We start from the raw sequence: 4,713 nt of genomic DNA on the forward strand, positions 1-4,713 counted from the left end.
CGACTTCTTGGCCGCCGGGGTGGCCTTGGCGGTGGACTTCTTCGCCGTGGTCTTCTTGGCGGTCGAGGTCGCCTTCTTCGTGGCCGCCTTCTTGGCGGTCGACTTCTTGGCCGCCGGGGTGGCCTTGGCGGTGGACTTCTTCGCCGTGGTCTTCTTGGCGGTCGAGGTCGCCTTCTTCGTGGCCGCCTTCTTGGCGGTGGTCTTCCTGGCGCCCGACAGGGCCGCGGTGGAGGTGCCCGCCGGGGCCCGGCCACCGGCCGGAGCGGCCTTGGGCAGCTTGCGCGGATCGGCGACGACGACCTTGAACGCCGTGCCAGCCTTGAACTTCGGCACCGACGTCCTCTTGATCTTCACCGTCTCGCCGGTGCGCGGGTTGCGCCCAGTCCGAGCGGCCCGGGCGATCTTCTCAAAGGTGCCAAAGCCGGTGATGCCGACCTTGCCGCCCTTGGCGACCTCCCGGATGATCACGTCGAGGACGGCTTCGAGCGCCTCGGACGCAGCCTTCTTGCTACCCAAGCGCCCTTCGAGGCGCTCGATCAGTTCTGCCTTGTTCACGGCTTCCCCTCCAGAGGAAAGTGGCGCCAGACGGTTTGCCTGACTGGGTTGGCGGTCGAGCTTGCACTCGACTTGGCACGACGGTATGCCCCCAAACCCCTCGCGTCCACCATCTGGGCAGGTCGCTTTTCATTGTGTCGCAACGATTTTGGCAACGGATTCTGGCCGTTTCGGGCCCAGAGTCTCCGAGGTGGGCGCCCAAGCCAACGCTGTGCATCACCTGCGGACGACCCGCGACTCCGTGAAAACCGTTGCGGGCCAAGCGAGCTCGGTCCGCCGATGCGACGAGCTGCAACGCAACCGGCTGGACCCGGCAGCCGTGCCGAGGGTCAGGCGGGCTCGGCCGTGCGCGGGCCCCAAGCCGGGCGCCCACCCTCGAAATTCGCGATCTCGTCGTCGTGTCGCAGCGTCAGGCTGATGTCGTCCAGGCCCTCGAGCAGCCGCCACCGGGTGTAGTCGTCTACCTCGAAGGCGAAGACGTGTTCGCCTGCCGTGACCGTCCGCTCCACCAGGTCGACGGTGACCTCGGTGCCGGGCTCGTTCTCCAGCAGCTTCCACAGCAGCTCGACGTCCGCCTGCGCCAGCTGGGCGGTGAGCAGCCCCGCCTTGCCGCTGTTGCCCCGGAAGATGTCGGCGAAGCGGGAGGAGATCACCACCCGGAAGCCGTAGTTCATCAGCGCCCAGACCGCGTGCTCCCGTGAGGAACCCGTCCCGAAATCGGGCCCGGCGACGAGGACCGAGCCCCGCGCGTACACCGGGTGGTTGAGGACGAACGACTCGTCCTGGCGCCAGGCCGCGAAGAGCCCGTCCTCGAAGCCGGTCCTGGTGACCCGCTTGAGGTAGACCGCGGGGATGATCTGGTCGGTGTCAACGTTGCCGTGCCGCAGGGGGACGCCGATTCCGGTGTGCCTCGTGAACGCTTCCATCAGTGGATTCCTTTCGGGCAGAGAGGCCGGGCTCAAAGGTCGGCCGGGGACGACAAAGTGCCCCGGACCGCCGTGGCCGCGGCGACCAGGGGGCTGACCAGGTGGGTGCGCCCGCCCTTGCCCTGGCGTCCCTCGAAGTTGCGGTTGGAGGTCGAGGCGCTGCGCTCACCGGGCTCGAGCTGGTCGGGGTTCATGCCCAGGCACATCGAGCAGCCGGCGAGCCGCCACTCTGCGCCTGCGTCGGTGAACACCCGGTCCAGGCCTTCGGACTCGGCCTGGAGTCGCACCCGTGCCGAGCCCGGCACCACGAGCATCCGCACCCCGTCGGCGACGCGGCGGCCCTGGATGACCCCGGCGGCCGCCCGGAGGTCCTCGATCCGGCCGTTGGTGCAGGACCCGAGGAAGACCGTGTCCACCGCGATCTCGCGCAGAGGAGTCCCGGCCTCGAGGTCCATGTACTCCAGTGCCCGTGCGGCAGAGGCGCGCTGACCCTCGTCGGCGAACGACTCAGGGTCCGGCACGCTCGCGGAGAGCGGCAGGCCCTGGCCGGGGTTGGTGCCCCACGTGACGAAGGGCGCGAGCTGGCCAGCGTCCAGGTGCACCTCGGTGTCGAAGGTCGCGTCGTCGTCGGTGCGCAGCGCCCGCCACGCCTCCACCGCTTCGTCCCAGGCCTGACCCGACGGTGCGTGCGGCCGGTCCTTGAGGTAGGCGAAGGTCGTCTCGTCGGGCGCGATCATGCCCGCCCGCGCCCCCGCCTCGATCGACATGTTGCAGACCGTCATCCGCGCCTCCATCGACAGTGCCTCGATGGCGCTGCCGCGGTATTCGATGACATACCCCTGCCCCCCGCCCGTGCCGATCTTGGCGATCACCGCCAGCACGATGTCCTTGGCGGTCACGCCGTCCGGCAGCTCGCCGTCCACGTTCACGGCCATGGTGCGGAACGGCTTCAGCGGCAGGGTCTGCGTCGCGAGGACGTGCTCCACCTCGCTGGTGCCGATGCCGAAGGCGATGGCGCCGAACGCACCGTGCGTCGAGGTGTGGCTGTCACCGCACACAACGGTCATACCCGGTTGGGTCAGCCCGAGCTGAGGGCCGATGACGTGGACGATGCCCTGCTCGGCGTCACCCATGGGATAGAGCGGGACCCCGAACTCCGCACAGTTGCGCCGCAGGGTCTCGACCTGGGTCAGGCTCACCGGGTCGACGATCGGGCCGGGAGTCGTCGGGACGTTGTGGTCCTCGGTGGCGAGGGTGAGGTCGGGCCGCCGGACGCCCCGCCCCGCGAGCCGCAGACCGTCGAAGGCCTGCGGGCTCGTGACCTCGTGGAGCAGGTGGAGGTCGATGTAGAGCAGATCGGGCTCACCCTCCGCCCGCCGCACCACGTGCGACTCCCACACCTTCTCGGCCAGTGTTCCCGTCATCGTCGACCTCCGTCAGCTTCCCGGGCGGAGGGTTCTCCTCCGCTCGGCCGTCCATCAGGTGACGAGGCTCGCTCAACTCGCCGCCGCGTGAACTTGCGTCTCAGGCTCTGAGACGTCAATATCATGCCATGGACAACTCTAGTGGAGTCGGCGTTCTTGACAAGGCGGCAGTCGTCCTCGGCGCGCTCGAGGCGGGTCCGTCGACCCTCGCCCAGCTGGTCGCGGCCACCGGACTGGCCCGTCCGACGGCCCACCGCCTGGCGGTCGCGCTCGAGCACCACCGCCTGGTCGCCCGCGACCTGCAGGGCCGGTTCATCCTCGGGCCGCGACTGGTGGAGCTCGCCTCGGCAGCCGGCGAGGACCGTCTCCTCGCCGCCGCCGGGCCGGTGCTCGGTGCCCTGCGCGACCACACCCACGAGAGCGCCCAGCTCTTCCGGCGCCAGGGCGACATGCGGATCTGCGTCGCGGCTGCCGAGCGCCCGATGGGCCTGCGTGACTCGATCCCCGTGGGCGCCACGTTGTCGATGCACGCCGGATCGGCGGCACAGGTGCTGCTCGCATGGGAGGAGCCGGACCGGCTGCACCGCGGCCTGCAGGGCGCGGCCTTCACGGCGACCGTGCTCTCCGGTGTGCGCCGCCGCGGGTGGGCCCAGAGCGTCGGTGAGCGCGAGCAGGGTGTCGCGTCCGTGTCCGCGCCGGTGCGCGGCCCGTCCGGACGAGTCGTCGCGGCGGTCTCGATCTCGGGACCGATCGAGCGGGTCTCGCGTCAGCCGGGACGGCTGCACGCCGCCACGGTGGTGGCCGGTGCGAACAAGCTCACCGAGGTGCTCGCGCGTGCCCAGGCCGCGACGGAGAACAAGTCGGCCTGATCTCTCCACGCTTGTTGCTGGGGTCGCCCCGGTGGTCAGGAGGCGAGGCGCTCGGCGGCCCGCTCGCCCCGCAGCGCCACGGGCACGATCGAGGTCGCCCTGGCCAGACCCACGACGGGCATGTCGACGTAGATGCTCTCGTGCCCACCAGCGGGGACGGCATACGTCTCGTGCCACACCCCCACCGCGCCCGGCACCCGCCGGGTGCGAGCGTTGAAGGCCCGCCACGCCGGCCGGTGCTCGGCGGCGGGGTCGGACGCGTAGCGGTAGAGGTCGTCCGTGCTGCGCCAGTACTGGACGACGGTCGGCCCGCGCGCCCCGACCTGGCTCCACGCCCCGAGGAAGCCCGGATCCTCCGCCTCCCCGCGCTCGGCGGTGGCCTTCGCGGCATACAGCTCCCGCAGCATGGGCGCCATGGCCAGGAACGCTGGCAGCCACACATCGGGGCGCCACCAGCGGTTGACCCGCATCCCGATGAGGAATACCACGAGGTCGCCGTGGTGACCGTGCGTCGTCCGAGGTGGGGTCTTCGACATGCCGCACTCCTTAGATAGTATGACTAGCCAATGATGGATAGCGATACTGTCCAAAGTCAAGGAGGTTTCATGCGGATGTCCGAGCTGTCGCAGGCCACCGGGGTGAGCGTGCCGACGCTGAAGTACTACCTGCGCGAGGGCCTGCTGCACGCCGGCGAGTCCCTGGGCGCGACCCGGGCAGCGTATGACGACACGCACGTCGCGCGCGTGCGGCTCGTTCGCGCGCTGGTCACCGGTGCGGGGCTCTCGGTCGCAGCGGCCAAGCGGGTGACGGCCGCACTCGACGACCCGCCGGAAGGGTGGCACGACCTGCTCGGGCAGGCGCAGCACGCCACCCTCCCCGACGGTGCCGGCGGCGACCGGTGCGGCCGAGACGACGGTGACAGCGGCTCGGACCGCGGCG

Annotated in this window: 6 protein-coding genes; 2 read left to right on the forward strand and 4 right to left on the reverse strand. The window is 70.5% G+C overall.

Annotation, left to right across the window (positions count from 1 at the left end; genetic code table 11):
* The 3 genes from FRW57_RS17345 to leuC all read right to left on the reverse strand — a co-directional run.
* Nucleotides 1-555 (reverse strand): HU family DNA-binding protein (locus FRW57_RS17345; protein WP_152186582.1); only part of this gene is annotated, 555 nt, incomplete at its 3' end.
* A 329-nt stretch (nucleotides 556-884) separates the two neighbouring features.
* Nucleotides 885-1,481, reverse strand: a complete 597-nt coding sequence (leuD, locus tag FRW57_RS17350; RefSeq protein ID WP_137121812.1) for a 3-isopropylmalate dehydratase small subunit — start codon at nucleotides 1,479-1,481, stop codon at nucleotides 885-887.
* A 32-nt stretch (nucleotides 1,482-1,513) separates the two neighbouring features.
* Entirely contained in the window at nucleotides 1,514-2,905 is a 1,392-nt protein-coding gene (leuC, locus tag FRW57_RS17355) for a 3-isopropylmalate dehydratase large subunit (protein WP_152186583.1), read from the reverse strand.
* A gap of 128 nt (nucleotides 2,906-3,033) precedes the next feature.
* Between leuC and FRW57_RS17360 the strand changes: the two genes are divergently transcribed.
* The gene (locus tag FRW57_RS17360) at nucleotides 3,034-3,774 is read left to right on the forward strand and encodes an IclR family transcriptional regulator (RefSeq protein ID WP_137121810.1); all 741 of its coding nucleotides are present in this window, start codon (nucleotides 3,034-3,036) and stop codon (nucleotides 3,772-3,774) included.
* A 35-nt stretch (nucleotides 3,775-3,809) separates the two neighbouring features.
* Here the strand turns inward: FRW57_RS17360 and FRW57_RS17365 are convergent, their stop codons facing one another.
* Entirely contained in the window at nucleotides 3,810-4,310 is a 501-nt protein-coding gene (locus FRW57_RS17365) for a DUF4188 domain-containing protein (protein ID WP_152186584.1), read from the reverse strand.
* Nucleotides 4,311-4,379: 69 nt separating this feature from the next.
* Here FRW57_RS17365 and FRW57_RS17370 point away from each other — a divergent pair.
* On the forward strand, nucleotides 4,380-4,713 hold a 334-nt coding region (locus FRW57_RS17370), incomplete at its 3' end, for a MerR family transcriptional regulator (RefSeq protein ID WP_152186585.1).

Source organism: Segeticoccus rhizosphaerae (genome assembly GCF_009192725.1).
Classification (GTDB): Bacteria; Actinomycetota; Actinomycetes; order Actinomycetales; family Dermatophilaceae; genus Segeticoccus; species Segeticoccus rhizosphaerae.